The 26638-nt window shown below is 71.1% G+C and carries 23 protein-coding genes; 10 read left to right on the forward strand and 13 right to left on the reverse strand.

All coding sequences use genetic code 11. From position 1 onward, the window contains the following. Window positions 1-3: 3 nt before the first annotated feature. The 5 genes from KME78_RS68535 to KME78_RS29470 all read right to left on the reverse strand — a co-directional run bounded on the left by KME78_RS68535 (window position 4) and on the right by KME78_RS29470 (window position 5592). Window positions 4-1740: a helix-turn-helix transcriptional regulator gene (locus KME78_RS68535; protein WP_219532649.1), complete on the reverse strand. Its 1737-nt coding sequence runs from the start codon at window positions 1738-1740 to the stop codon at window positions 4-6. A gap of 10 nt (window positions 1741-1750) precedes the next feature. Continuing rightward, the gene (locus KME78_RS29455; RefSeq protein ID WP_219532650.1) at window positions 1751-2476 is read right to left on the reverse strand and encodes an ABC transporter permease; all 726 of its coding nucleotides are present in this window, start codon (window positions 2474-2476) and stop codon (window positions 1751-1753) included. Next, window positions 2473-3360 carry an ABC transporter ATP-binding protein gene (locus KME78_RS29460; protein WP_219532651.1) on the reverse strand — a complete coding sequence of 296 codons (888 nt, stop codon included), beginning with the start codon at window positions 3358-3360 and terminating at the stop codon, window positions 2473-2475. The genes KME78_RS29455 and KME78_RS29460 overlap by 4 nt, the downstream gene beginning before the upstream one ends. Window positions 3361-3405: 45 nt before the next feature. After that, on the reverse strand, window positions 3406-4092 hold the full coding sequence (locus tag KME78_RS29465) for a lipase family protein (RefSeq protein ID WP_219532652.1): 687 nt from the start codon (window positions 4090-4092) through the stop codon (window positions 3406-3408). A gap of 63 nt (window positions 4093-4155) precedes the next feature. After that, a complete protein-coding gene (locus KME78_RS29470) occupies window positions 4156-5592 on the reverse strand; it encodes an aminotransferase-like domain-containing protein (RefSeq protein ID WP_219532653.1) in 1437 nt (478 codons plus the stop codon). 60 nt (window positions 5593-5652) lie between these two features. On the opposite strand from KME78_RS29470, the gene KME78_RS29475 reads away from it, so the two are divergent. Next, the gene (locus tag KME78_RS29475; protein ID WP_219532654.1) at window positions 5653-6828 is read left to right on the forward strand and encodes a trans-sulfuration enzyme family protein; all 1176 of its coding nucleotides are present in this window, start codon (window positions 5653-5655) and stop codon (window positions 6826-6828) included. 33 nt (window positions 6829-6861) lie between these two features. Beyond that, entirely contained in the window at window positions 6862-7785 is a 924-nt protein-coding gene (locus KME78_RS29480; protein WP_219532890.1) for a serine/threonine dehydratase, read from the forward strand. A 53-nt stretch (window positions 7786-7838) separates the two neighbouring features. On the opposite strand, the gene KME78_RS29485 is transcribed toward KME78_RS29480, so the two are convergent. The 3 genes from KME78_RS29485 to panB form a co-directional block, all read right to left on the reverse strand. Then, a complete protein-coding gene (locus KME78_RS29485; RefSeq protein ID WP_219532655.1) occupies window positions 7839-9077 on the reverse strand; it encodes a S8 family serine peptidase in 1239 nt (412 codons plus the stop codon). Window positions 9078-9187: 110 nt separating this feature from the next. Further along, a complete protein-coding gene (locus KME78_RS29490) occupies window positions 9188-10375 on the reverse strand; it encodes a helix-turn-helix transcriptional regulator (RefSeq protein WP_219532656.1) in 1188 nt (395 codons plus the stop codon). 70 nt (window positions 10376-10445) lie between these two features. Continuing rightward, window positions 10446-11276: a 3-methyl-2-oxobutanoate hydroxymethyltransferase gene (panB, locus tag KME78_RS29495; RefSeq protein WP_219532657.1), complete on the reverse strand. Its 831-nt coding sequence runs from the start codon at window positions 11274-11276 to the stop codon at window positions 10446-10448. A gap of 134 nt (window positions 11277-11410) precedes the next feature. Between panB and KME78_RS29500 the strand changes: the two genes are divergently transcribed. The 6 genes from KME78_RS29500 (at window position 11411) to KME78_RS29525 (ending at window position 18700) form a co-directional block, all read left to right on the forward strand. Then, a complete protein-coding gene (locus tag KME78_RS29500; protein WP_219532658.1) occupies window positions 11411-12634 on the forward strand; it encodes an MFS transporter in 1224 nt (407 codons plus the stop codon). A gap of 90 nt (window positions 12635-12724) precedes the next feature. Beyond that, window positions 12725-14275, forward strand: coding sequence for an MFS transporter (locus tag KME78_RS29505; RefSeq protein WP_219532659.1), 1551 nt, complete (start codon window positions 12725-12727; stop codon window positions 14273-14275). A 7-nt stretch (window positions 14276-14282) separates the two neighbouring features. Continuing rightward, the gene (locus KME78_RS29510) at window positions 14283-14891 is read left to right on the forward strand and encodes a TetR/AcrR family transcriptional regulator (protein WP_219532660.1); all 609 of its coding nucleotides are present in this window, start codon (window positions 14283-14285) and stop codon (window positions 14889-14891) included. Window positions 14892-14973: 82 nt separating this feature from the next. Further along, on the forward strand, window positions 14974-17079 hold the full coding sequence (locus KME78_RS29515; RefSeq protein WP_219532661.1) for a right-handed parallel beta-helix repeat-containing protein: 2106 nt from the start codon (window positions 14974-14976) through the stop codon (window positions 17077-17079). Next, on the forward strand, window positions 17076-17453 hold the full coding sequence (locus KME78_RS29520; protein WP_219532662.1) for a cupredoxin domain-containing protein: 378 nt from the start codon (window positions 17076-17078) through the stop codon (window positions 17451-17453). Before KME78_RS29515 ends, KME78_RS29520 begins: the two co-directional genes overlap by 4 nt. Continuing rightward, entirely contained in the window at window positions 17450-18700 is a 1251-nt protein-coding gene (locus KME78_RS29525; RefSeq protein WP_219532663.1) for a hypothetical protein, read from the forward strand. Before KME78_RS29520 ends, KME78_RS29525 begins: the two co-directional genes overlap by 4 nt. Before the next feature lie 28 nt (window positions 18701-18728). Here KME78_RS29525 and KME78_RS29530 read toward each other — a convergent pair whose 3' ends face one another. From KME78_RS29530 to KME78_RS29540, 3 genes are all read right to left on the reverse strand, one after another. Beyond that, the gene (locus KME78_RS29530; RefSeq protein WP_219532664.1) at window positions 18729-19319 is read right to left on the reverse strand and encodes a TIGR03086 family metal-binding protein; all 591 of its coding nucleotides are present in this window, start codon (window positions 19317-19319) and stop codon (window positions 18729-18731) included. 81 nt (window positions 19320-19400) lie between these two features. Continuing rightward, the gene (locus KME78_RS29535) at window positions 19401-21173 is read right to left on the reverse strand and encodes an NAD+ synthase (RefSeq protein ID WP_219532665.1); all 1773 of its coding nucleotides are present in this window, start codon (window positions 21171-21173) and stop codon (window positions 19401-19403) included. Between the two features lie 57 nt (window positions 21174-21230). Continuing rightward, window positions 21231-22442 (reverse strand): MDR family MFS transporter, encoded by a 1212-nt coding sequence (locus KME78_RS29540; RefSeq protein WP_219532666.1) that lies wholly within the window; start codon window positions 22440-22442, stop codon window positions 21231-21233. 60 nt (window positions 22443-22502) lie between these two features. On the opposite strand from KME78_RS29540, the gene KME78_RS29545 reads away from it, so the two are divergent. Beyond that, window positions 22503-23474, forward strand: a complete 972-nt coding sequence (locus KME78_RS29545) for a DUF5937 family protein (RefSeq protein WP_219532667.1) — start codon at window positions 22503-22505, stop codon at window positions 23472-23474. A 78-nt stretch (window positions 23475-23552) separates the two neighbouring features. Here the strand turns inward: KME78_RS29545 and KME78_RS29550 are convergent, their stop codons facing one another. Then, a complete protein-coding gene (locus KME78_RS29550) occupies window positions 23553-24533 on the reverse strand; it encodes a terpene synthase family protein (protein WP_219532668.1) in 981 nt (326 codons plus the stop codon). Then, window positions 24530-25075, reverse strand: a complete 546-nt coding sequence (locus tag KME78_RS29555; RefSeq protein WP_219532669.1) for an EF-hand domain-containing protein — start codon at window positions 25073-25075, stop codon at window positions 24530-24532. Before KME78_RS29555 ends, KME78_RS29550 begins: the two co-directional genes overlap by 4 nt. A gap of 152 nt (window positions 25076-25227) precedes the next feature. Here KME78_RS29555 and glnA point away from each other — a divergent pair. Further along, the coding region (gene glnA, locus KME78_RS29560; protein WP_246652065.1) for a type I glutamate--ammonia ligase at window positions 25228-26638 on the forward strand (1411 nt) is incomplete at its 3' end.

Here is a 26638-nt window from a genome sequence, read left to right on the forward strand (position 1 = left end):
CGGTCAAAGGAGCCAGCCCGCGTCTTCGGCGATGCGGATGGCGTCGATCTTGTTGCGGGCACCCGTCTTCGTGATCGCCCCCGTGAGGTAGTTGCGGACGGTGCCCGCCGACAGGTGGAGGCGGGCGGCGATCTCCTCGGCCGACGCGCCCCGGGCGGCCTCCCTCAGTACAGTGCTCTCCCGCTGGGTGAGGGGGCTCTCGCCGTACTCCATCGCCGATGCCACCAGCTCCGCGTCCAGCACCCGGAGCCCGGCGGCGGTGCGTCTGATGGCGTCGGCGAGGCGGTCGCCGGGCGCGTCCTTGACCAGGAACGCCTCGATGCCCGCCGCGAGCGCCCGGCGTACCTGGCCGGGCTGCCCCATCGCCGTGAGAACCAGGACGCGGCACGACGGGAGGCGTTCGCGGAGCTCGGCGGCGGCGGTGATGCCGTCGATCACCGGCAGGTCGATGTCCACTATCGCCACGTCGGGGCGGGTCTTCAGCGCGGCGGGCACGATCTCGTCGCCTCGCGTCACCTCGGCCGCCACCTCGATGTCCGGCTCCAGGCGGAGCAGGGCCGTGAGGGCCGCCCTGATCATGTGCATGTCCTCGGCCAGCAGGACCCGGATCACGCGGGCACCTCCATCGTCAGGCGGAACCCGCCGGTGCCGGTCGCGGCGGCGGGGGTCGCGCCCGCCTGGGCGGACCCCGCCGGTGCCGGCCGCGGCGGCGGCGCCCGTCCCGCCCGCCTGGGCGGCCCGCTCCGCCAGCCCCGTCAGCCCGCCGCCGGGGTCGTAGGCGTCTGGGGCTCCGTCGTTGACCACTTCCAGCCGGAGCCTGCCCTCCTTCAGGGACGTGCTGATCGTGCAGGTGGTGGCGCGACTGTGCCGCAGGACGTTGGTCACCGCCTCCCGCACGCCCCACGCCAACGCCGCCTCCGACTGCCTCGACAGCGCGGCATCGGCCAGGTGCGCCTGGCAACCCACCCCCGACGACTCCAGCAGCGCCACCGCCCGATCCACCTCACTCGCCAGCGACAACTCCCGATACCCCCGCGCCACCTGCCGCACGTCCTGCGCCGCCTCCCTGGCCACCTGCACCAGCTCGCCCACCTCGCCGCGCGCCGCGGCGGGGTCGCGGTCCATCAGGCGGCCGGCCAGGTCGCCCTTGAGGGCGATCGCCGTCAGGCTGCGGCCGAGCCCGTCGTGCAGGTCGCGGGAGATGCGCAGCCGTTCCTTGAGCACGGCGGCCTCGGCGAGCTCGGCGCGGGCGTGTTCGAGATCGACGGTCACGCGCACGAACCGGACCATGGCGTAGATCATCGTGCCGGTGGTGGCCACGGACAGGCCGTAGAACAGGGCGATCACCGGGTTGGCGGACCAGAGGAAGATCGAGCCGCCGGTCCACAGCGTCATCGCGCCGACCAGCGGACCGCTCCAGCGCAGCGGCAGGAAGACCAGCAGGGCTCCGGCCAGCATCGGCGCCGACACGGCCGACCAGCCGGACGGCAGCAGATAGTCGGGCACGTACGTGGCGGCCGCCTGCAGCACCAGCGTGAGCGGGAAGCGGGGTGGCCGCTCGCCCCGCAACCCCGCCCGCATGTTGAGGTAATGGGTCACGATCACGCCGATCACGGCCGCGCTCGCCACGAACCCGTTGCGTGGGCCGCTGGCGAAGTAGATGAGCCCGATCAGCGAGTACGCGACCGAGACGGTCGTGATCAGGACGCGGGCGAGCCGCTGCGCGGAGGACGAGTTCATGACCGGCCCATTATGACCGCCGGGGTTCCCACCGGAACCAGAGCCGGATCGCCACGACGCCGACGACCGCCCACACGGCCAGGTTCAGCGCGGGCAGCGCCACCTCGCCGGTTCTGACGGCGTGCACCACGGCGGAGGTGGGCAGCAGGTCGAGTACGGATCCCACCCAGGCGGGCAGGACGTCGCGGATCGGTCCCATCACGCCGGTAGCGATCGCGGCCAGCAGGAAGAAGGGCATCGTGGCGGCGGCGGCCAGTTCGGTACGCGGGATCACGGCGGTGTAGGCGACGCCGAGCGTGGCCAGGACGACGGAACCGGCGACAACGGCACCGGCGAAGACCAGCGGGTTCGCCGGGAACGGCACGTCGGCGAGCAGACGCACCGCCACCGTGCACAGCGCGATCAGGAGCATGGTCTGCGTGGCGGTGCTGGCGATCTGGCCGGCGAGGATCTGCCCGTCGGTCAGGCCGGTGGCGCGCAGCCGCTTGAGCACCAGCTGGTCGCGGCGGGTCGTCAGCGCCACGGCGACGTTCATGAACGCGGTGAGCGACAGCAGGACCGAGGCCATGCTCTGGGACAGCTGGGTGGCGTTGGCCACCCCGTCGGCCGTCACGTGCCGCATGAGCACCGGCAGGCCGACGCTCAGCCCCACGGGCGTGATCACCGAGGCGAACAGCATCGCCCGGTCCCGCCAGAACAGGCTGGTACCGAGCCGGTAGGTGGCGGCGTAGCTCATCGGTGGCTCCCGGACAGGTCGAGGAAGAGGTCTTCGAGGGTGGCGGTGCGGACCTCCAGGCCCGCCAGCCGCAGGCCGCGTTCGGCCGCCCAGCTCAGCAGCGTCTGCGCGGCCAGGTCGGGGTCCGCCGCCCGGCACACGGCCGTCTCACCCTCCAGGGTCACCGGGAGCGGTAGGTCGGCCGGTGAAGTCCCCGGCGGCAGCCGGAACGCCACCCGCCCGCTCCGCGCGGCGAGGGTCTCCGCCATCCCGCCGGACGCGACGATCTCGCCCGCGTCCATGATGGCCATCGAGCCGGCCAGCCGCTGCGCCTCTTCCAGGTAGTGGGTGGTCAGCAGGATCGTGGTGCCCTGCCCGGCCAGCTCGCGTACGACGTCCCAGGTGTTCCTGCGGGCCTCGGGATCCATCCCGGTGGTCGGCTCGTCCAGGAACAGGACGTCGGGCCGGCCCAGCAGGGCCAGCGCCAGGTCGAGCCGCCGTTTCTCGCCGCCGGAGAGCTGGCGCACCCGGGTGCCCGCCTTCGGCAGCAGGCCCGCCAGCTCCAGCGCCTCGTCGCGGGGCCGTGGCGCGGCGGTGAAGTCACACCAGGTGTCGACGGTCCGCGCCACCGTCAGGTCCTGGAAGAACCCGGCCTCCTGCAGCATGATGCCGGTGCGCCGCCTGACGGCCGCCCGGTCCCGCGCCGGGTCGAGGCCGAGCACCTGGCAGGAGCCCCCGTCCGGCTGCTGGAACCCGGCCAGCAGCTCGATCGTCGTGGTCTTGCCCGCGCCGTTCCGGCCCAGGAGCGCGAAGATCTCCCCGTCGGCCACCTCGAACGAGATGCCCTTCACCGCCGCGAAGTCCCCGTAGCTCTTCCTGAGCCCTTCCACCCGAATCGCTGTCATGCGTACGACTATTTCGGGATATGGGGGTGGGCCCCAGTGAAGAATTCACGACTTCCGGGAGAGCTTCAGCAGCGCGTCGGTCACCCCCTCGGGATCGACGACCTGCTGAAGGTGCTGGCCGGGGGTCCGCAGCACGGGCCAGCCCCGCCCCTGCGCCTCCTCGGCGATCTTGTCGTAGGGCGGGCCGTACCAGAGGTAGGCGCACCTGACCTCGTCCCACCCGGCGGGGACGGGAACGGGGTCGGTGTAGTAGCCGAGCGGCAGGCGTGGCTGGTCCTCGACCACCACGGCCCGGACCCGCGGGTCCGGCAGCAGGGCGGCCACGTCGTCGTCGCTCCACCAGTCGGTCCAGCGCGGCAGCACGCCGTCATCGTCCGCCAGCTCACGCAGGAACGGCAGGAACTCCTCCTGCGCCGCCCGCACCAACCCGTCACGGGGCGGCAGAGCCGCGTCGGCGAACACGCACGCCACCACCCGATCGCCCAGCCCCTCCTTGATCACCGGCACGAAGAACCCCGCGTTGCTGTGCGGGACCAGCACGATCGGCGTCTCGGGCGCCGCCGCGCGCACCGCCTCCACCACCCGTGGCCAGTAGGGAGAGCCGCGCCGCGCCACCTCGGTCAGGTCGGGCACCACAGCGGCGTATCCCCGCCGCTCCAGGGCCCGGGCCACCGGCGTCCAGGTCGAAGGCCCCACCGACGGGCTGTGCACGAGCACGAACGTCACGTTCATACGTCTACTCTTCCGCAGGTGCGGACCCGACCACCCCGTTGTCAGCTGACGGCGGAGACGGGCTCAGACGATCAGCGTGTGGCGGGCGGCGGCGGGCTCGCGGGCGCCGTCATAGGAACGCCAGGCCCGCGCCAGGGCGGCGACCGCCTGCGACAGCTCCTCCTCAGGGAACAGGAAGTGCAGCCGCATGTACTCGGCGTGCCCGCCGAGCGGGTCGAACGAGCGCCCCGGCGGCACCGCGACCCCGTGCCTGAGCGCCACCTGGGCGAAGGAGTCGACCTCCCCGCGCGGCAGCCGTACCCAGATCGTCTGGCCGCCGAGCGCGGGCTCGAACTCCCACGTGGGCAGGTGTTCGCGCAACTCGGCGCAGAGGTGGTCGTGACGCGCCCGCAGCGTCCGTACGCGCGCCCGCCTGATCTCGTCGAGCCGCCCGAGCAGCGTGGCGGCGGCGAACTGCCCGAGAATCTCACCCCCCAGATCGTGTACGGCCCGCAGCCGGGCCAGCCGCGACACCAGCGGCGCGGACGCCCGGATCCAGCCCACCCGCAGCCCGCCCCAGACCAGCTTGCTCAGCGAGGCGATCGTGATCACCTGTTCGGCGGAGCAGTAGGCGGCCAGCGGCGGCGGGGTCACGCCCGAGAAGCTGAGCTCGGCGCAGACCTCGTCGTCGATCACCGGCACGTCGTGCTCGGCGGCGAGCTCGGCCAGGCGCCGCCGATCGGCCGATGCCATGGTCGCACCGCTCGGGTTGCCGGCGGTCGGCACGGCGTACACGAGGGCCGGCCGTTCGCGCATCGCCTCGGCCGGGATCGGGGCCAGCACCACCGGCCGGACGGACGCGGCGGCGTGCCTGAACACCTCCAGCGCGCCCGGGTACGTCGGCGATCCGGTCAGCACGGTGTCGCCCGGCGACACCAGCAGCTGGGCGAGCAGCGTCAGCGCCTGCTGCGCGCCGTTCGTCACCAGGATCTCCGCGGCGGTGGTGGGCACGCCGCGGTCGCGGTAGTAGGCGGCGACGGCCTCGCGCAGGACGGGGCTCCCGGCCGGTTGGTAGCCCAGGTCACGCAGGCCGATGAGGCGGGTGGCCGCCTCCTGGTAGGCCTCGACCAGCGCGTACGGTGGGACGTCGGGGGCCGCGCAGGTCAGCAGCTGGACGCCGTCCGGGGGATTGAGGATGTGCATGAGCAGCGGGTTCGCGACGACGCCGTCCGTGGAGCGGGTGGAAGGCAGGTCGCAGAGCGCGACGCGGGTGCCGCTGCCCTGGCGGCGCACCACCCGGCCCTCCTGCTGGAGCAGGTCGTAGGCGGCGACCACGGTGCCCCGGCCGACCGCCAGCCGCCTCGCCAGCACCCGGTCGGGCGGCAGTTGCTCGCCGGGCGGCAGCACGCCGTCGTCGATGAGCGCCCGCAGACGGCCGGTGAGCAGCAGGTAGAGGGGCCCGCGTCCGGACGCCCAGCGGCCCAGCAGGTCGACGAGATCATCGAGATTGGCCCCATTCATGGACCAATTATCCACCATTGGATCTGACAATGAGCCAGTTCTCAGTACATCCTGAGGGACATGAGCGAACTGCACCCCGAGACCCGAGCCGTGCACCTGCCCCAGCCACCCATCGAGGGCAGCCGTCCGATCACCATGCCCATCTACCAGACCTCCGGCTTCGTCTTCGACGACCCGGAGGTGATGGCCGACGCGATGGGCCGCCCCGACGGCCCGTTCGTGTACGGGCGCTACACCAACCCCACCGTCCGCTCGCTGGAACTGGCCGTCTCCGGCCTGGAAGGCGGCGTCGCCGCCCTGGCCACCGGCTCCGGCATGGGCGCCATCAACACCGTCCTGCTCGGCCTGCTCAAGCCCGGCGATCACCTGATCGCCCAGAAGGCCCTGTACGGCGGCACGGCAGCGATGATCAACGAGCTGGTCGGCAGGTTCGGCATCGAGGTCAGCTACGTGCCCGAGGACGACCCCGAGGCCCTGCGCGCCGCCGTGCGCCCCGAGACCAGGCTGGTCTACCTGGAGACCATCGCCAACCCCATCGCCCAGGTCGCCGACCTGCCCGGGATGTGCGCCGTCGCCCGGGAGCTCGGCCTCGTGTCGGTCGTGGACAACACCTTCGCCACGCCCATGCTGTGCCGCCCCCTCGAACACGGCGCCGACGTCGTCGTCCACTCCACGACCAAGTACCTGTCCGGGCACACGGACGTGGTGGGTGGCATCGCGGTCTTCGCCGCCGACGAGCTGTACAAGAAGGCGTGGCACTTCGCGATCGAGCTGGGCGCCTCGGCGGACCCGTTCGCCGCCTGGCTCACGCTGCGCGGGATCCAGACGCTGGCCCTGCGCATGGAACGCCACTGCGCCAACGCCCGCCTGCTCGCCACCCGGCTCGCCGAGCATCCGGCGGTCGCCGCCGTGCACTGGCCGGGGCTGCCGTCGCATCCCTCGTACGAGCTGGCGGCCAAGCTCCTGCCCGACTTCGGCGGCGTTTTCTCCTTCGACCTGGTCGGTGGCCGCGCCGCGGGGGAGAAGTTCATGAGCTCGATCCGGCTGGCGCTGCTGGCCCCCTCGCTGGGCGGTGTCGAGACGCTCGTCCTGCACCCGGCGTCCACGTCGCACCGCGCGCTCAGCGCCGAAGAGATGGCCCGGCACGGGATCGGCGAGGGCACCGTACGCATCGCCGTGGGCATCGAGCACCCCGAGGACCTGTGGGCGGACATCTCGCAGGCGTTGACAGAGTGATTAGGCATTTAGGAAACTTCCTAAATGCCTACGATGACGGTGACCTACGACGACGTGAAGACTGCGGCCGAGCGGATCGGCGGGCACGTGCTGCGTACGCCGGTGCTCGAGATCTCTCCCGGGCTGTTCCTCAAGCTGGAGCAGCTGCAGCACTCGGGGTCGTTCAAGGTGCGGGGGGCGTTCAACCGCATCCTGGCGGCCGGTGAGCTGCCGCCGAGCGGGGTGATCGCGGCCAGTGGCGGCAACCACGGACTCGCCGTCGCCTACGCCGCGAAGGCGCTGGGCGTCCGGGCGGAGATCTTCGTGCCGGAGGTGAGCAGCCCGGTGAAGGTGGCGGGGCTGCGGGCGCTGGGCGCGGAGGTCAACCAGGTCGGGGCCATCTACGCAGAGGCGGCCGAGGCGGCGGGCAAGCGGGCGGCGGAGACCGGGGCCCTTCAGGTGCACGCCTATGACCAGCCGGAGGTCGTGGCGGGACAGGGGACCACGGGGCTGGAGCTGATGGCGCAGACCGGCGGCGTGGACACGGTGGTGGTGGCCGTCGGCGGCGGCGGGTTCGCCGCGGGCGTCACGGTGGGCGCCGGCACCGCCGGCGGGAGCGGGCCGCGGATCGTCGCCGTCGAACCCCTGTTGTGCCCGACCCTGCACGAGGCGCTGCGGGCGGGCCACCCGGTGCCGGTGGAGGTGAGCGGTGTGGGCGCGGACGCGCTGGGCGCCAGCCGGCTGGGCGGCATCGCGTACGACGTCCTCTCCCGGGCGGACGTCCAGAGCGTGCTGGTGAGCGACGACGCGATCGTGGCCGCTCGCCGCGCCCTCTGGTCGGAGCACCGAATGGTCACCGAACACGCGGGCGCGGCCGCGTACGCCGCGCTGCTGTCGGGGGCGTACGTCCCGGCGGACGGCGAGCGGGTCGCGGTGGTGGTGTGCGGCTCGAACACCGACCCCGCCACGCTGGCCTGACCCGCCGATCCGGGCGCCCGGCACGCCGGGCACCCGGTCGTTCATCACGAGACTCAGTACTGCGTCGCGTCGTGTACGTCGAGCAGCGGCTCCTTGACGCCGTCGCCCGAGTCGTCGGTCCAGCCGGAGTTGCCGGTGGAGATCAGCTTGGTCCGTACGGCCAGTGCCCCGGCCCGGGTCGTCGGCTTGCGGGTGCCCGCGGTGAGGATGCCCGCCGCGCCCGCCACGTGCGGACTGGCCATCGAGGTGCCGCTGATCGTGTTGTAGCCGCCGCCCATCCACGTCGAGTAGATGCAGGTGCCGGGTGCGGTGATCTCGATCGTCGAGCCGAAGTTGGAGTAGAACGCCGAGGTGTCGTCCTGGTCGGTCTCGGAGCGGCACGACAGCGTGCTGCCGCCGGCGCCGCCAGCCAGTCCGTCGTTGTCGGTCAGCGCCGAGACGGTGACCACGTCAGGGTGGTTGGCCGGGAAGAACGTCGAGGCGTTCGCGTGGTTGTTGCCCGCCGCGACGACGACCACGATGCCGGCGTTGGTGGCGTTCGTGATCGCGGTGCTGATCGCGCTGCTCGTGCATCCGTTGCAGCCGAGGCTCAGGTTGATGACCTCGATGGTGGAGGCGCGGGCCACGACCCAGTTGAGGCCGGCGGCGATGCCCGCCAGGGTGCCGGAGCCGGCCGCGTTGAGCACCTTCACGCCGTGGATGCGGGCGGCCGGGGCCACGCCGACGGAGCCGATCGTGTTGTCACGCGCGCCGATGATGCCCGCGACGTGCGAGCCGTGGCCGTTGTCGTCGGTGCCCGAGTTGTTGACGCAGACGCCGGTCACGCAGTTGGCACGGGCCACCACGTTCAGGTCGGGATGGGTTTGGTCCACCCCGGTGTCCACGACGGCCACGTCCGTGTTGATCTGTACGTCGTCCACGCCGTCGATGTCCAGGTTCGGGTTGGCCGGGCCGAAGATCCGCCTGACGCCTGTCGGGATCGTCTGCGCGAACGCCGTGACGACGGCGTCCGGTTCGACGGTGAGCACGTTCGGGGTCTGCCTGAGCTTCTCGGCCGCCTCCGCGGTCAGGGTGGCGGTGTAGCCCTTGAAGGCGGACTCGTAGACGCCGATCAGGTGCCCGCCGTACTTGCCGACCTGCTCCTCGGCGGCGCTCGTGGCGGCGCGGACGTTGGGGTTGAGCTGGACGATGTAGGTGCTGGTCTCCGGCGCCGCGGCCGAGACGGGGAGGGGCGCGGCCGACAGAGCCAGCGCGCCGACGAGTGATGCGAGCATCAGGGTGCGTGGTCGCATGACAGGTGTGAGCCCTTCCTGGGGTATTGGACGGGGATCACTGAAACATGAGACAGAATCGGGCTCGCGGCCATACGTGGAGCACACGTAATGCGACTACGTAGGGCGATTTAGGTCGTGCCTAAGGTGAGCTGCCTGCGCGAGGTGAGACCCAGCTTGCGCAGCGCGTTGGCGATGTGCACCTCGACCGTGCGCGGCGACAGGAACAGGCTCTCGGCGATCTCCTTGTTGGTGAGGCCGTCGGCGGCCAGCCTGGCCACCTCCTCCTCCCGCGGTGACAGCGTGCCCTGGGGTTCGGCCGGGCCGGCGATCCTGCGGCGGAGCCGGCGACCCGCCGCCGGGGTGATCGTCTCGGAGACGGCCTGCCTGGTCAGCGGCTGGCGAAGGCCGTACCTGCCGGGTGTCCACTCGCGCAGCAGGCCGCACCGCACCGCCTCGGACAGGCCGCGTTCGCCCTGCTCGGGAGGTACGCCCGCGACGCCCGTCAGCACGTCCTCGCACACCGGATGCTCGACCTGTGACGCCGCCTGCACGATGTGGCGTGCCGCGCGCGGCAGCGCGGCCAGCTTCACCAGCACGGCGTCGCGCAGCGCGGGCGGCGTGCCCGGCTCCTGGCCGTCGGCCAGCATGCGGGTCAGCTCCTCGACGGCGCGCGGCACGCCCCCGGTGAGCGGCCACAGGTCGGCCGAGCCCGGCAGCAGGTGCTTGACCAGCAGCGCGGTCTCCTCGGCGGTGAGCGGGCCGAGCGCGATCTCGGCGTGGTCGATGCGCGGCGGCAGGTGCCCGAGCAGCTCGGTCACGGGGTGGCACAGGTCCTCCGCGCGGTACGTGACGACCAGGTTGACCCCGTCCGGCAGGCAGCGGGCCAGGAACGCCAGCAACTCCCTGGTGCCCGGATCGACCCAGTGCACGTCCTCGACCGCCAGCGTGATCGGCCGCAGCGAGCCCAGGAGCGACAGCACCGCCCTGAACAGCCGGTGCCGCTCCACCATCGCGTCCTGGAGCGGGGGAGGGGTGGGCGGCAGCAGGTGGCCGCACTCCGGCAGGAACGGGCGTAACGCCCCGGTGATCGGGTTGAGGTCGCGCATGGGCCGGACGTCACGTAACGCCTCCACGACCGGCCCGTACGGGAACCGCATGGGATGGCAGCTCCCGACGAGCATCGGGTGGCCGGTGAGCTCATGCAGCAGCCGGGTCTTGCCGACACCCGCCTCGCCCTCGATCAGGAGCACGAGAGGAGGACGGCTCAGTGCGTCTGCCAGTTGCCGGAGTTCGCGCTCTCGTCCCACGAAAGGCATGAGGCACCTCAGTCGGCCCGACTATAAGCTGTTGATAAAGTTTTCACCATTTGTCGAGATGTGTCCAGACTTATCCATACGTGTGGACGGCTTCCGGGAAGGCCCCCGAGACCACGTCGGCCGCGTAGGCGCGTACGGCGCGGTCCATCTCCGTGGCCAGATCCGCGTACTGCTTGACGAACCTGGCCGGGCGCTGGGTGAGCCCCATGAGGTCCTGCCAGACCAGCACCTGCGCGTCCGTGGCCGGGCCCGCTCCGATGCCGATCGTCGGGATGGCGATCGAGGTGGTCACCCGTTCGGCCAGCTCGGCGGGCACGCATTCGAGCACCACCGAGAAGGCGCCGGCCCGTTCGAGGTCCTTGGCGTCCGACATGAGCTCGTCGCCCGACTGCCCGCGGCCCTGGACGCGGTAGCCGCCGAGGACGTTCACCGACTGCGGGGTGAGGCCGAGGTGGGCCATGACCGGGATGCCCGCCGAGATCAGCAGCTCGACCTGTGGCAGGACGCGGCGGCCGCCCTCCAGCTTGACCGCGTGCGCGCCCGCCTCCTTCATGAAGCGCGAGGCCGTCTCCAGCGCCTGCTGGGGTGAGCCCTGGTAGGAGCCGAACGGCAGGTCGGCGACCACGAGGGCGCGCGCGGACCCGCGGACGACGGCGGCCGTCAGCGGCAGCAGGTCGTCGACCGTGACCGGCAGCGTGGAGTCGTAGCCGTAGACGACCATGGCCGCCGAGTCGCCGACCAGCAGGACCGGGATGCCCGCCTGGTCGAACACCCGGGCGGTCATCGCGTCGTAGGCGGTGATCATGGGCCACCGCTCTCCGCGCTCCTTGGCCGCGATCAGGTCGCGGACGGTGACCCGGCGCCCGGCGGCGCCGCCGTACAGCGTGGTGGAAGAGGACATGACAAACCCTCCGATGAAGCCTCGAGTCGCCCCAGTGGCGTACCCGGACCACTCCGATGATGGCACGCGCGGCAAACCGGTGGCGGAACTGTCGGTGCCGCTTGTCACAATGGGTCGGGAGGTAAGCAATAAACATGGCACTCGACCCTTACAAACAGCTGTTCCGGCTCCCCGGCGTGCGGACGTTACTCCTGGTGGGCCTGATCGCCCGCATCCCGACCACCGCGACGGGGATGGCGTTGACGTTGCACGTCGTCAACGGCCTGGAGCTCGGCTTCGGAAGGGCGGGGCTGGTCACCATGGCCAGCACGGTCGGCATGGCCATCGGGTCGCCGCTGACGGGCCGCTTCGTCGACAAGCACGGCCTGCGGCCGGTCCTGACCATCACCACCTGCGCGCAGGCCGCGTTCTGGGCGAGCGCGTGGGCGCTGCCCTACGCGGCGCTGGTCGTGGCGGCGGTGGTGGCCGGGTTGCTGGCGCTGCCGGTGTTCAGCGTGATCAGGCAGTGCCTGGCGGCCATCGTGCCGGTCGAGCACCGCAGGGCGGGCTTCTCGCTCGACTCGATGCTGGTCGAGCTCTCCTACATGGCCGGCCCGGCGCTGGCCGTGGCCGGGATGACGACGCTCGGCAGCGGGCCGACACTGACGATCATCGCGGTCGGCCTGACCGGCTCCGGTGTGGCGCTGGTCGTGCTCAATCCGCCGACCCGGTCGGCCGAGGAGTTGCGGGCGCCCGCGGCGCGGGTGCCGCGGCGGCGATGGTTCACGCCCGCCTTCGTCGCGCTGCTGGGCACGGTGGCCTCGGCCACGTTCGTGCTCACCGCGACCGAGCTCGCCCTGGTCGGCACCATGGAGCACACCGGGCAGACCGCGTGGATCGGGCTCGCGGTCGGCATCTGGTGCGTCTACTCGTTGCTGGGCGGCTTCGTGTACGGTGGGCTGTCGCGCGGCGCCTCGCCCCTGGCCCTCATCGCGGGCATGGGCCTGCTGACCACGCCGGCCGCGCTCGCCGGTGGCGACTGGCGGTGGCTCATCCTGGCCCTGCTGCCCGCCGGGGTGCTCTGCGCCCCCTCGCTGTCCTCCACCGTCGACACCGTCAGCCGCTGGGTGCCCGCCGGCGCCAGGGGTGAGGCGATGGGCTTCCACGGCACCGCCCTGCTGGTCGGTGGCGCGATCTCCGCGCCGATCGCCGGGGCGATCATCGACGCGCACGGGCCCGCCTGGGCGTTCGTGGTGGCCGGGCTCGCGGGCGTGGCGATGGTCCTGGTCGCGCTGCCGTTCTGGCGGCGGCGGCCACAGCCGGCGGCGGCTGACGACGCGCCGGTCGCGCCGACGGAGCCAGTCGTCGCCTCGAGTTAACCCTTACGAAACGAAACCGTTGCGTATCGGAATAAGCTTGCGATACGGTAGCGTTGCGAAACTCGTCCGTATCGAAATTAAGGTGCTTTCATGGAAGCGAACACAGGGCATCCACGCCGCTGGGGCATCCTCGGCGTGCTGGTGTTCAGCCTGCTGGCGGTCGTGCTCGACAACACGATCCTCAACGTGGCGATGAAGACCATCGCCGATCCCCATCTGGGTCTGGGCGCGACGCAGAGCGAGCTGGAGTGGGCGATCAACTCCTACACGCTGGTGTTCGCCGGGCTGCTGTTCACCTTCGGCGTGATCGGTGACCGCACGGGCCGCAAGCGGATGCTGTTCATCGGCATGTTGATGTTCGGCCTGGCCTCGCTGGCCAGCGCCTACGCCCAGGATCCGATGCAGCTGATCCTGGCCAGGGCGGCGATGGGCATCGGGGGCGCGGCCATCATGCCCGCGACCTTGGCCATCATCTCCAACGTCTTCCCGCCGAGTGAGCGGGGCAAGGCCATCGGCGTTTGGGCCGGTGGCGTCGGCTTGGCGGTGGCGATCGGCCCGATCACCGGCGGTCTGCTGATCGAGCACTTCTGGTGGGGCTCGGTCTTCCTGATCAACGTGCCGATCGTGATCGTCAGCATGATCCTCATCGGCACGATCGTGCCGGAGTCGCGTGACCCCAAGCCGTCGAAGCTCGACCCGATCGGCGTGCTGCTGTCCATCATCGGCCTGGTCGCCATCGTCTACGGCATCATCCGCGGCGGCGAGCTGGCCACCGTGGCCTCCGCCGAGGTGCTCACGCCCACGCTGTTCGGCGTGGCGGTGCTGGCGGCCTTCGTCTGGTGGGAGCGGCGTACCGACCACCCCGCCTTCGACGTGCGTAACTTCAGCAACGTCCGGTTCTCCTCCGCCATCGGCATGATGGGCGTCGTCTTCTTCGCGATGATGGGCGGGATGTTCTTCCTGACCTTCTACATGCAGATCGTGCTGGGCTTCAGCCCGATCCAGGCAGGCGCGCTGATGATCCCGTTCGCCGCGGCGCAGCTCATCTTCGCGCCGCTCAGCCAGCGGGTGAACCAGCGCTTCGGGGGCAAGGTCTCCTCCGCGGTCAGCATGCTGGTGGTCACGGCGGTGCTCACCAGCTACGCGTTCCTGGACCAGAACACGCCGATCGTGCTGATCGAGATCATCTTCTTCGTGCAGGGTGCGGCGATGGCCAACATCATGCCGCCGGCGACCACCGCCATCATGGAGGCGCTGCCCAGGGAGAAGGCCGGTGTCGGCTCGGCCATGAGCAACACCGTCCGCCAGATCGCCGGCGCGCTCGGCGTGGCCGTGCTCGGCTCGGTGCTGTCCTCCAGCTACCGGGGCGAGATCGCCCCCGCCCTGTCCGGCCTCCCGGCCGGTGCCCAGCACGCCGCCGGTGAGTCGATCATGGCGACGGTCGGCGTCGCGCACGCGCTCGGCCAGAAGGGGCAGGCGCTGCTCCAGCCCGCTTACGACGCCTTCCTCCACGGCATGCACATCACGGCCCTGGTCTCCGCGGCGATCGCGCTGCTGGGTGTGCTGGTGGTGCTGAAGTGGATGCCGGGCAAGGCCCGCCCGGTGCAGCAGGTGGAAAAGAAAGAACCAGCGGTAGTGTGAGATCGCGATGACGATCCAGGAATCCACGACGGCCCGTCCGGCGGGCCGTCCACGCAGCGAAAAAGCCGAGAAGGCGATCATCGACGCGACGCTCGACCTGATCGCCGAGGGCATGGGCGTGTCGGAGCTGACCATCGAGGCGATCGCGTCGAGGGCGGGCGTCGGCAAGACGACCATCTACCGGCGCTGGTCCAACAAGGAGGACCTGGTCGTCGACGCGCTGGCCACACTCAAGGCGCCGCTGCCGCCGCTGGCCGGAGAGTCGGTGCGCGACGACCTGATCATCCTGCTCGATGTGATGCGCAGCGAGGCGGGCCAGGCCCGCTCCCGGTGCGTGATGAACATCGCGATGAGCGATGCCGACCGCTACCCGCGGCTGATGGAGCGCTTCATGAAGCGCGCCGTCGAGCCGCGCAAGCAGGCCATGCGTAGCACGCTGGAGCGGGGTGTCGCCTCGGGCGAGCTGCGGCCGGACCTCGACGTCGATCTGGCGATGGCAATGCTGTCCGGGACCATGATGCACAACACCAAGTGGGCACCCGCCGGCGATCTGCCTGCCGACCTGGCCGAACGGATCGTCGACGCGGCCATGACCGGGATCGGGCCGCAAGGCTGAGACGCGGATGGCCGGGAGATTCTCCCGGCCATTTCGATCTTGACCCTAGGCAGAACATGAGTGGTGTTCTAGCGTCGCGGCCATGCCCCCCATGCGCAGGTTCGCCACCGTCGTCGCCCTGAGCTCGTCCCTGCTGCTCCTGCTCGCCGCCCCCGCGCTGGCCCACGAGGAGCGCCCGATCACGCTGCCCGACGGTTCGGGCAGCTTACCTGTCTTACGCAGGGCGGAGCCCGATCTGCTGGTCTGTAAGACAGACGCGGACGACTTCGCCCGAAGAATCGCAGCCTTCCCGGACCCCCTCAAGCAGCGCAACCTCTCCCTTTTCGCGAAATGCCAGAAATCAGGGGTGAGGGATCTGCAGGAGGCCGTCGACAAGGTCGACCGGCCGGGCATGACCATCGCCCTGCTCCCCGGCCTCTACCAGGAAGAGCCCAGCCAGGCCGCCCCGACCGGCGACTGCGCCCACCTCCCGGCCCGCTGGTCCACCTGGGGCTACCAGATCCTCTCCTTCGAACAGCAGCAACGCTGCCCGCACAACCAGAACCTGGTCGCCATCCTCGGCAAGAAGGACCTCCAGATCGAGGGCACCGGGGCGTCTCCCCTCGACGTGATCGTCGACGCCCAGTACCGCAAGCTGAACGCCATCCGCGCCGACCGTACCGACGGCGTCTACTTCAGGAACCTCACCGCCCAGCGCACGACGTTCAACTCCCTGTACATCCTGGAGACCGACGGCTTCGTCATCGACCAGGTGCTCACCCGCTGGAACGACGAGTACGGCTTCCTGACCTTCGCCAGCGACCACGGCCTCTACACCGACTGCGAGGCGTACGGCAACGGCGACGGCGGCCTCTATCCCGGCAGCGCGTCCAACATCAACGACGGCCGAGGGCACGAGGTCCCGCGCTACGCCATCGAGATCCGCCGCTGCAAGAGCCACGACAACGCGCTCGGCTACTCGGGCACCGCGGGCGACTCGATGTGGGTGCACGACAACGAGTTCTACGACAACATGGTCGGCGCCACGATGGACAGCCTCTGGCCCAGCCACCCCGGCCTGCCGCAGAACCACGCCAAGTTCGAGCGCAACGAGATCCACGACAACAACAAGGACTACTACGAGTACACGCGCAACGGCACCTGCGCCAAGCCGCCCGCGCAGCGCGGTTACGAGCAGGGCGTGGTCTGCTCCCAGACGGGCGCCCCGCCGGGCACCGGTGTCCTGGTCGCGGGCGGCAACTACAACGTCTTCCGGAACAACCAGATCTGGGGCCACAACCGCGCGGGCTTCGGGCTCTTCGGCGTCCCCGCGTTCATCAGGGGCGAGAACGACCTGGCCAAGCAGGCCGACACGTCCAACTACAACCGCTACGAGGGCAATGTCTTCGGAGTGAGCCCCACCGGCGAACGGCGGCCCAACGCCTTGGACGTCTGGTGGGACGGTCAGGGGACCGGCAACTGCTGGCAGGCCGGCGTGGGCAGGTCCTCGCCCGCGACGCTGCCGGTCTGCGCGGCCAAGGCGCCCGAACTGTCCGGTGGCTCCAGCCGCTGGCTGGCCGAGCCCGTGAAGCTCACCAAGCTCTACCTGTGCGCCGACTACAGCGCCGCGCAGGCGCGGCTGCCCGCGGGCTGCGACTGGTTCGGTGCCAGTGGCTTCGGCAAGGTGGAGACCCAGCTCGCCCTGGGCGGTTCGGTGGTGCTCGGGCTGATCGCGGCCCTGTTCTGCCGGCGGGCCGGCCAGGCCGTACGGCTACGCAAGGGCGATCCGTCGAGCAACGGCGTGGCCCCGGCGGTGGCGGCGCGCAGCGAGTACCGGCAGCGGCTGATCGTGGCCGGGAGCCTGTGCGGGTTCGTGGGGCTGGCACTCGACGTGCTGGCTGCCGCCGCCGAGAGCACGCTGCTGGCGGCGCTCGCGTTGCTGCTCATGGCGGCCTGGTGGCTCTGTCTTGGCGCGGCGCTGCGGCGGGGGCGGGCGGTTTTCGGGTGGTTCACGATCGTGCTGGGGTTGCTGGCCGGTGTGGATGCTTTCGACCGGGTGGTCTACCTGATCCCGGTGATTCCGCTGGGGCCCGGCTGGAGTCGCGGGCTGCTCACCGGGTTCTGGGTGCTCTGCGCGGTGGTCGTCCTCGCGCCCCGGCGCCGCCGTACGGCGGATGAGGCGCCGCTCCAGGCCGAGGTGCGCGCGTGAGGCGAGCAGCGGTCGTGGTGGTCTGCGCGCTTGTGGCGGGGTGCGGGCCGCTGTCGCAGACCCATCACGTGCCCGGCAACAGCCACGAGGTGTCCACGGGATCGCCCAGCGCGCGGCCGAATGCGGAGATCACCATCGCCGGGGGCAAGGTGAGCCCGCCGTCGGGGTGGCTGGAGGTGGCCAAGGGCCGGCCGGTGAGCATCACGGTGACCAGTGACGTCGCTGACGAGGTGCACGTGCACGGGTACGACATCGAGGCCGAGCTGCGGCCCGGCGTGCCGGTGACCGTGCGGTTCACCGCGGACCTGACCGGCGTGTTCGAGGTGGAGACGCACCGGAGCAAGCTCGTGCTCACGCAGGTGGCGGTGCGATGACCGGCGTGGCTCAGCTGGCGTTCGCGCAGGTGACCGGTGTGCTCGCGCATGGGGTTGGTGACCGTAGTGATCTGCCGATTCCGCTTTTCTACGCCTATGCCGGGGCGTTCGCGGCGCTTGTCGTGTCCTTTCTGGCGCTCGGGCTGCTCTGGGCGGACTCCCGGTTCCGGGGCGATCGGGCGGGGCGGGTGATCCCGTTGCGGTGGCCCGCCGGGCCGTTGCGGGTGTTCACGCTGCTGGCCGTGGCGTACACGCTGGGCTGGCTCGTGGCCGGGCCCGCCGACGGGAACGCCGGGCCGTACCTGGTGTATGTGCTCTTCTGGGTGGGTCTGGTGCCTGCTTCGCTGCTGTTCGGGCCGGTCTGGCGGGTGCTCAACCCGTTCCGGCTGCTGCCCGACCGGCCGCGCCGGCCGCTGCCGTTCCGGCTCGGTTACTGGCCCGCCGCCGTCGGCCTGCTCGCCTTCACCTGGATGGAGCTGGTCGCGCCCGAGCCCGCCGCACCGGCCACGCTGCTGGTCTTCTGCGTCCTGTACGGCACGGCGCAACTGGCCGGAACCCTGCTGTACGGCCACGCGTGGCTGTCCAGAGGCGACCCGTTCGAGGTGTACTCGACCCTCATCGGCCAGCTGTCGCCCCTCGGCAGACGGGCCGACGGGCGACTGGTGCTGCGTAACCCGTTCGACGGCCTCGACGCGCTCGAACCGGCCCCCGGCCTGGTGGCCACCGTCTGCGTGCTGCTCGGCGGCACCGGCTACGACGGCTTCTCCTCGGCCCCCGCCTGGGTGAACGCCCTGCAGTCCGGACCCCTTGGCCGGGCCGGGCTGGGCACGCTGGGCCTGCTGGTGGCCATCGCCGGGGTGGCGGTGTTGTACGGCGTCTGCCTGGGGCTGGCCGGGCTGATCGGCGGGACCAAGGGCTTGGCGCCCCGATTCGCCCACTCGCTGGTGCCGGTCGCGATCGGCTATCTGATCGCGCACTACTTCTCGCTGCTCGTCATCGAGGGCCAGCGCGCGATCATCCTGTCGCTCGGCCTCGACGCCACGGTGGACCAGAACGCCGTCAGCCCGGCCACGATCGCCACCGTCCAGGTGCTGGCCATCGTGATCGGGCACGTGGTGGGCGTGGTGGCCGCCCATGACCGGTCGGTCCGCCTGCTGCGGCCCGACCGGGCGGTGGCGGGGCAGATCCCGCTCTTCCTCCTGATGATCTGCTACACGATCGGCGGCTTGACCCTGCTCTTCGCCTGAAGGTCTGACGGGTCGAAGGGCCGTCGAGCTAGTCCGTGGCGGCGGTCACCGGACGGCCGAGGAAGGCGGCGAGCCGGTCGAGCGACGGAGCGTCGTCCGGCACCGGCGTCGGGACCCCGAACGGGCTCCGGTCGGGCGGGATGTCCCCGAGCTTGTCGCGGGTGAACGCCAATGCCTGCTCGACGAGATCGTCCGGGAACCGCACGGTCTGGCCCGTCGCGCGAGCGAGATCCCAGCCGTGCACGAGCCCTTCGACGATGCGCAACTGGAGCGCCACGATGCCGGGGACGGTGCCGATCGGCATGCTGACCTTCTTGTCCAGCACACCGGGCTCCTCGAACGCCGCCAGCATGTCGCGGCTGGAGTCACGGAAGGCGGCCAACGGATCGTCGCCGAGCACGTCGGTGACCGGCGGGCGCGGCGCGTTGCCCGGAGGGACCGCGCCGCGCAGGACGCCGGTGAACCGGCGGTTGCCGGCGACGAGGTGGTTGACCAGGTCGCGGACGCTCCACTCGGTGCACGGGGTGGGGGCGGCCCACTGCTCCTCCCGCACCTCTTCGATCAACCGCTCGGTGGCGTCGCAGATCTCACCGAGCCGTACGACAGGGGTGGGTGTCATCACACGTACCTCCTCAGGGGCCGATGCTAGATGACGGCACCGACGGTTTCGGCGGCCGGACGCCGGTGCCGATGGGCGTCGTCAGGTGGTCGTCTCGCGCCACCGGTTGGTGATCGGGAGGCGCCGGTCCCGGCCGAAGTTCTTCGGGGTGATCTTCGGGCCCGGCGGGTACTGACGGCGCTTGTACTCGGCCAGGTCGACCAGCCGGATGATGCGCGTCACCAGCTCCGGGTCGTGGCCGGCCGCGATGAGCTCCTGCGAGCCCATGTCCTTCTCGACGTAGTCGTCGAGCAGCCGGTCCAGCACCTCGTACGGCGGCAGCGAGTCGGTGTCGCGCTGGTCGGGCCGCAGCTCGGCGCTCGGCTCCTTGGTGATCGAGTTCTCCGGGATGGGCCGCTCGGCGTCGAGGCGGAAGGACGGGTCGCCGTGGGCGTTGCGCCAGCGGGACAGCTCCCACACCATCGTCTTCGGTACGTCCTTGATCGGCGCGAAGCCGCCCGCCGAGTCGCCGTACAGCGTGGAGTAGCCGGTCGCCAGCTCGCTCTTGTTGCCGGTCGTCAGCACCAGGTGGCCGTGCTCGTTCGACAGGCCCATGAGGATCATGCCGCGGACGCGGGCCTGGAGGTTCTCGGCGGCCAGCCCGGACAGGCTGATCTCCTTCTCGAAGGCGTCGACGATGTCGGCGATCGGCACCACCTGGGCATTGATGCCCTGCCTGCGCACGAGGTCCTCGGCGTCGCCGAGGGAGTGGTCGGAGGAGTAGCGCGAGGGCATCAGCACCACGTGCACCCGCTCGGGGCCGATCGCGTCGGAGGCGATGGTCGCGGTCAGCGCCGAGTCGATGCCGCCGGACAGGCCCAGGATCACCGACTGGAAGCCGTTCTTGGCCACGTAGTCGCGTACCGCGAGCACCAGCGCCGAGTAGACCTCCGCGTGCAGGTCGAGTCGCTCGGCCACCGGCGCGGGCAGCGGCTCGCGCGGCTCGACCGGCTCGGACGACAGCACCAGGCGGTCCACGGTGATCGTGGAGCCGTCGCCCGCGTCGTGGGGGAACGCCCCGGTTTCGGCGGTGGAGACCGGGAGGTCCAGGTCCACCACGAGCAGCTCCTCGCGGAACTGCCCGGCCCGCGCCACCAGCTCGCCCGCCGCGTCCACCACGATCGAGTCGCCGTCGAAGACCAGCTCGTCCTGCCCGCCGACCTGGTTCACGTAGACGAGCGCGCACCCGGCCTCACGCGCTCTGCGCGCGCACAGCTCCAGGCGTACGTCGTCCTTCTCCTTCTCGTACGGCGAGGCGTTCGGCACCACCAGCAGACCGGCTCCCGCCTGGCCCACCACGGCCACCGGGCCGCCGTCCTGCCACAGGTCCTCGCAGACCGCGATCGCCACGTCCACCCCGTGCAGCCGGAAGACGGGCAGCCGGTCGCCGCGCACGAAGTAGCGGTATTCGTCGAACACGCCGTAGTTGGGCAGGTGGTGCTTGGCCGTACGGATGACCACCTCGCCCTGGTAGAGCACGGCGGCGGCGTCGAGTGAGGCGCCCTTGGGCTGGCCGACGCGCGGCGCGAGCCCCGTGCGGTCGACGTAGCCGACGACCACGGGCAGGTCGCCCAGCCCTTCCTCGCGCAGCCGGAGCGCGACCTCACCGAGCGTCCTGATGCTGGCATCCACGAAGGACGTACGCAGCACCAGGTCCTCCACCGGATAGCCGGTGAGGAACATCTCGGTGAAGACGACCAGGTGCGCGCCGCGCTCGGCGGCGTCGCGCGTCCACGTCAGCAGCCGGTCGGCGTTGGCGGAGAGGTCGCCTACGGTTGGGTTTGTCTGTGCCAAGGCAATGCGCAGTTGGGCCACATGGTCAGCCTAGTACGACGGCGTTTTTATCGTCCAAGTGATGAAAAGTGCGTTCTGTCACAGGACCGGTTCGAGGGCGCGCCGCCTGATCGCCGGGCCGAGCGCCAGCATGGCCACCGCCGACAGCAGCCCGATGCCGCCCACCGTGAACCACAGGGCCTTGGGGCCGATGTCCAGCAGCGCCCCGCCGGCCAGCGGCGCGAGCACCGCGGCGGCCGACCACGCGAACCCGAACAGCCCCGAGTACCGCCCCCGCAGATGCGCGGGCGCCAGCGCGGCGACGAGGGTGCCCGCGATGCCGGCCGTGACGATCTCGCCCGCCGTCCAGACGGCGATGGTGACGCTCAGCCAGACCACGTCGGTGACGAAGGCGGTGAGCGCGAACCCGGCCCCCGTGACGGCCAGGCCGAGCGCGAACGTCCTGGCCGCGTCCAGCCGGCCGAACCAGTCGGACACCAGCGGCTGCACCACGACGATCAGCACCCCGTTCAGCGCCATCGCCACCCCGAACTCGCCGGTGGACAGCCCCGCCTGCTTGACCATCGCGACCGGCAGCATGGTGACCGTCTGCAGGTAGACCAGTGCCTGCCCCAGGACGACGAGGGTGAAGGCGACCATCACCCGGTCGCGCAGCACCACGCCGAACCCGCCCGCCGACGTCCTCTCGGGCGCCCGGGTCTCGGGGACCGCCCGCCAGACCAGTACGGCGAAGACCACGCTGCTGACGGCGTCGATCCAGAACAGCCAGCCGAACCCGAGCTGGGCCAGCCACCCGCCCGCCGTCATCCCGACCGCGTAGCCGAGGTTGATGGCCCAGAACAGCAGCCCGTACGCCCTGGGCCGCTCCACCGGCGAGACCAGGTCCGCCACCAGGGCGTTGGACGCCGGCCGGTAAACGTCGATCACCAGCCCGAGCGCGAACATCGAGCCGATGATCGCGGCCAGGGACGTGCTGTATCCCAGCGCCAGCATCGCGCCCGCGGTGGCGAGCATGCCGCCGGACAGCGTGGCCCGCCGCCCGATCCTGTCGGTCAGCCACCCGCCGAGCAGCTGCGAGATCAGCGACCCCGCGCCGTACACGGCCATCACGAGCCCCGCGCCCGCCACCGACACGCCTCTGGCCTGCGTCAGGTAGACGCCGGTGAACGGCATCACCATGGTGCCCAGGCGGTTCACCAGTGTGCCGCTCCACAGGGCCCAGAACGGCCGGGGCAGCCCGCCCACCTTGGATCTCAGGAACGACGGCTTCTCAACAACGGTGCTAGTCACGGATAAAGAGTGATATTTCGCCTTTGGTGGCGGCGAACGATTTAGGGCACACTAAAACGTATGCCGGTGACTTGGGTGATGCGGCCGGAGGACGTCGCGCGGATCAGGTTCGCGTTCTCCCCGATGTGGGAGCTGGTGGCCAGCCTGCGTACGCTGCAGGACCCGGCCAGGCAGTCGATCCACCTGCCGTGGATCAAGTGCGTGCGCCCCCGGCTGGCGGGGCTGGACCTGACCGAGTTGTTCGCCCTCGTCCCGCCGAGCGGCTATCTGGCGGACTTCATCACCCCGCCGCCCGACACGCCGCTGCCGGACTTCGCGGCCGAGCTCGATCGCGTACGGCTGACCGCGCCGGAACGGGCCCGCGCGGAGGCGGCCATGGTACGCGGAGTGGACCCGGCAGTGATCGAACGGTTCATGGCCGATCCGGCGGCGGGCGTGGCCCGGGTGGCTGACGCGCTGCGGGCCTACTGGGAGACGTGCTTCGCCGAGTTCTGGCCCCGCGTGTACGGGCTGCTGGAGCGCGACGTGCTGCGCAGGTCACGGCAACTGGCCCAGGGAGGCGCCCGCGAGCTGTTCGCCGGGCTCGATCCGGCGGTGGCGTGGACGGGGGAGCGGCTGCACATCAACCGGCCCTGGTGCTCAAGCGGCGGGCTGCACGGCGACGGGCTGGTGCTGGTGCCGAGCGCGTTCTACTGGCCGTCGGTGGCCGTGATGTCGGCTCCGTACCAGTCGATGCTGGTCTATCCGGTGCTGGGCGTCGGAACGCTGTGGGAGGAGGGCCCGCCGCCCGCGCCGGAGGCGCTGGCGGCGCTCATCGGGCGCAGCCGGGCGCGGATCCTGCTCGCGCTGGCCGAGCCCAGCACGACCTCGGCGCTGGCCGGTCGCATGTCGCTCACGCCGGGCGCGGTCAGCCAGCACCTCAGCGTGCTCAGCGGCGGCGGGCTGACGATCGGGATGCGCGTCGGCAAGCAGGTCGTCTACCGCCGCACGACGGCGGGCGACACCCTGGCCGCGAGCACGCCCGCCCGGTAGCCGCCCGGTAGCCGTCAAGTGCGGGCGCGCCTGCCCCGTGGCTGCCAGGAGCCGCCGGGCGCGCGCGGCCGGTCGGCGTCAGGTGTAGCGGGTGGACTCCAGGAGCCAGTCGAGGTGGGCGCGCGGCGCGGCGAGGTAGGCGCACGCCACCTTGCTCACATCGCGCGCCAGCCTGGGCGTGAGCGTGTCGAGCGGCAGGCGCCGGGCGGCCTCGTGCATGTCCTGGCAGCGCTCGGCGATCCGGTCGAGCACCCAGGCCGTGGCCTCCGGCTGGTCCAGGCCGAGCTGGTGCATCACGACCACGACGAGATTGTGCCCGTCGCCCCGCTCCTTGGGCAGGGACGCCACGTCGTTGCACCAGGCGGTGACGTCGATGCAGGCGTCGACGAGCTGCTGCCACGGCTCGCAGCCGTGCACCCACGCGGGCACCTCCACCCGCAGGCACGGCTCGACCAGGTCATAGAGGTAGGGTCCGACGGTCCCCCTGCGGAGCACCGGATACTGCTCCAGGGTCGGGATGCGGCCGGTGGCGCGGTTCTCGGCCTCGACGCGGCAGGCGTCGTGCTGGCGCCGCAGGTTGGCCGCGAACCTGGTCCGCCACAGATCGCTCATCCGGGCGCTGGTCACCCGCCACAGGTCGGCGAAGGCGGCCTCCAGCGGATGGGCCGCCCCGCCCGCCAGCAGGCCCTGGAAGACCTCCAGCCGGCACGGCCCCTCGTCGAGCTCGTCGTCGAGATTGAACAGCCAGGTCAGCCACTGCGCGAACAGCGCCGCCGCGGCCGCGTCGAACTCGGCGAACGCGCGGCCCGCCATGCGGTGGAACCCCACACCGGGGTCGGCGCGGAGCTCCGTCCGCCGCGCCCAGTCGATGACCGCGGCCTCGATCGCGTACACGGCCGGATGCATGCGGCACGGCGCCGCCATGGCGGGCACCCGCTCGGTGAGCACCAGCAGCGTGGCGGCGGCGGGCGCCCCTCTGCGCGGTCCGGGCGCCAGCGGTTTCCACTGGAGCATGGACCGCAGCGCCGTCCGCACCGAGGTGATCACATCGGTACTCATAGGGGCCCAAAGAGCCAGTTGCCCGCGGCGCTCGGATCGTCGCTGACGTAGTACTGCCAGGCGGCCACGATCAGCTCGTCCACGGTCAGCGCGCCCCTGGCGGCCCGGTCGAGCCGGTCGAACGCCTCGTCCACGTCATCGTAGGCGGTGCCGAAGGCGCTCAGCAGCGTACGGAACTCACGGGGCCCGATCAGCCCGTCGCCGTCGTCGTCGCAGAGGTCGGCCACGGCCACCGTGGCGGGCCGGAACACCGTGTCGTAGTGGTCGCCCTCGATGAACGCCGCCGTCATGCCGGTACGGAACTCCTCCCGCGAGATCCGGGAGTCGGCGTCCCGGCCGAGCGCGCCGGACAGGGCCGACCAGATCCCGTCGAAGCCGTCGACGAGACTGCTGCCGATGACCGAGGTTGGGGACTCGCCGAATCCCACCAGTAGTCGTGCACCCAACCCCAGCAGGTCCTCACGCTCGATGACGCCCTCGCCGCCCGCGTCGATGTGGTCGAAAGCCCGATCAAACTTGTGATTGAGCAGGTCGATAGCCACCAATGCCTCCCCCGAGACTGACTGCGTGATCACGATAGGTCGGGCCGGGCTCTTTGTCAGCGAGGCTCGCACCGACGCCCCACGTAACGTGTGCGAAACACGGACACGGCATCCTGATAGAGAACTCAGTACTGTCTTCGCTAGGGGATGCTTTGGACCGCCAGCAGGAGTTCGTGCTCCGCACGCTCGAGGAACGCGACATCCGGTTCATCCGGCTCTGGTTCACCGACGTTCTCGGCTTCCTCAAGTCGGTGGCCATCGCCCCGGCCGAGCTCGAAGGCGCCTTCGCCGAGGGCATCGGGTTCGACGGCTCGGCCATCGAGGGCTTCGCCCGGGTCTACGAGGCCGACATGCTCGCCAAGCCGGATCCGGCGACGTTCCAGATCCTGCCGTGGCGCAGTGAGACGCCGGGGGCGGGCCGCATCTTCTGCGACATCCTCATGCCGGACGGCTCGCCGTCGCACGCCGACCCGCGCTGGGTGCTCAAGCGCACGCTCGCCAAGTGCGCCGACATGGGCTTCACCTTCTACACGCACCCGGAGATCGAGTTCTTCCTGCTGAAGAACCGGCCCGAGCCGGGCCAGCGCCCCGAGCCGATCGACTCCGGCGGCTACTTCGACCACACCCCGCACAGCTCGGGCCACGACTTCAGGCGCCAGGCGATCATGATGCTGGAGTCGATGGGCATCTCGGTCGAGTTCAGCCACCACGAGGGCGCGCCCGGCCAGCAGGAGATCGACCTGCGCTACGCCGACGCGCTCACCACGGCCGACAACATCATGACCTTCCGGCTGGTGATGAAGGAGGTCGCGCTGGAGCAGGGCATCTGGGCGTCCTTCATGCCCAAGCCGTTCACCGAGCACCCCGGCTCCGGCATGCACACCCACATGTCGCTGTTCGAGGGCGACCGCAACGCCTTCTACGAGGCCGGTGCCGACTACCAGCTCTCCAAGATCGGCCGCTCGTTCATCGCCGGGCTGCTCAAGCACGCCGCCGAGATCACCGCCATCACCAACCAGTGGGTCAACTCCTACAAGCGGCTCTGGGGCGGCGCGGAGGCCATCGCGGGCCAGGGCGGCGAGGCGCCGTCCTACGTCTGCTGGGGGCACAACAACCGGTCCGCGCTGGTGCGGGTGCCGATGTACAAGCCGCACAAGGGCGGCTCGACGCGCATCGAGTTCCGCTCGCTCGACTCGGCCTGCAACCCCTACCTGGCCTTCGCGCTGATCCTCGCGGCCGGGCTGAAGGGCATCGAGGAGGGCTACGAGCTCCCGGCCGCCGCCGAGGACAACGTGTGGACCCTCACCAGCGCCGAGCGTCGCGCCCTGGGCATCCAGCCGCTGCCGCAGTCGCTGGACGAGGCCATCGCGGTCATGGAGCGGAGCGAGCTGGTCGCCGAGACGCTGGGCGAGCACGTCTTCGACTTCTTCCTGCGCAACAAGCGCTCGGAGTGGCGCGACTTCCGCCGCCAGGTGACCGAGTTCGAGCTGGACCGCTACCTGCCTCGACAAGTCGCAGTCGGTGATCTACCTGGAGGCGGGCAACCTCGACGGCTACCAGGCC

It is taken from the genome of Nonomuraea guangzhouensis, assembly GCF_019396345.1.
In the GTDB taxonomy this organism is placed as follows: Bacteria; Actinomycetota; Actinomycetes; order Streptosporangiales; family Streptosporangiaceae; genus Nonomuraea; species Nonomuraea guangzhouensis.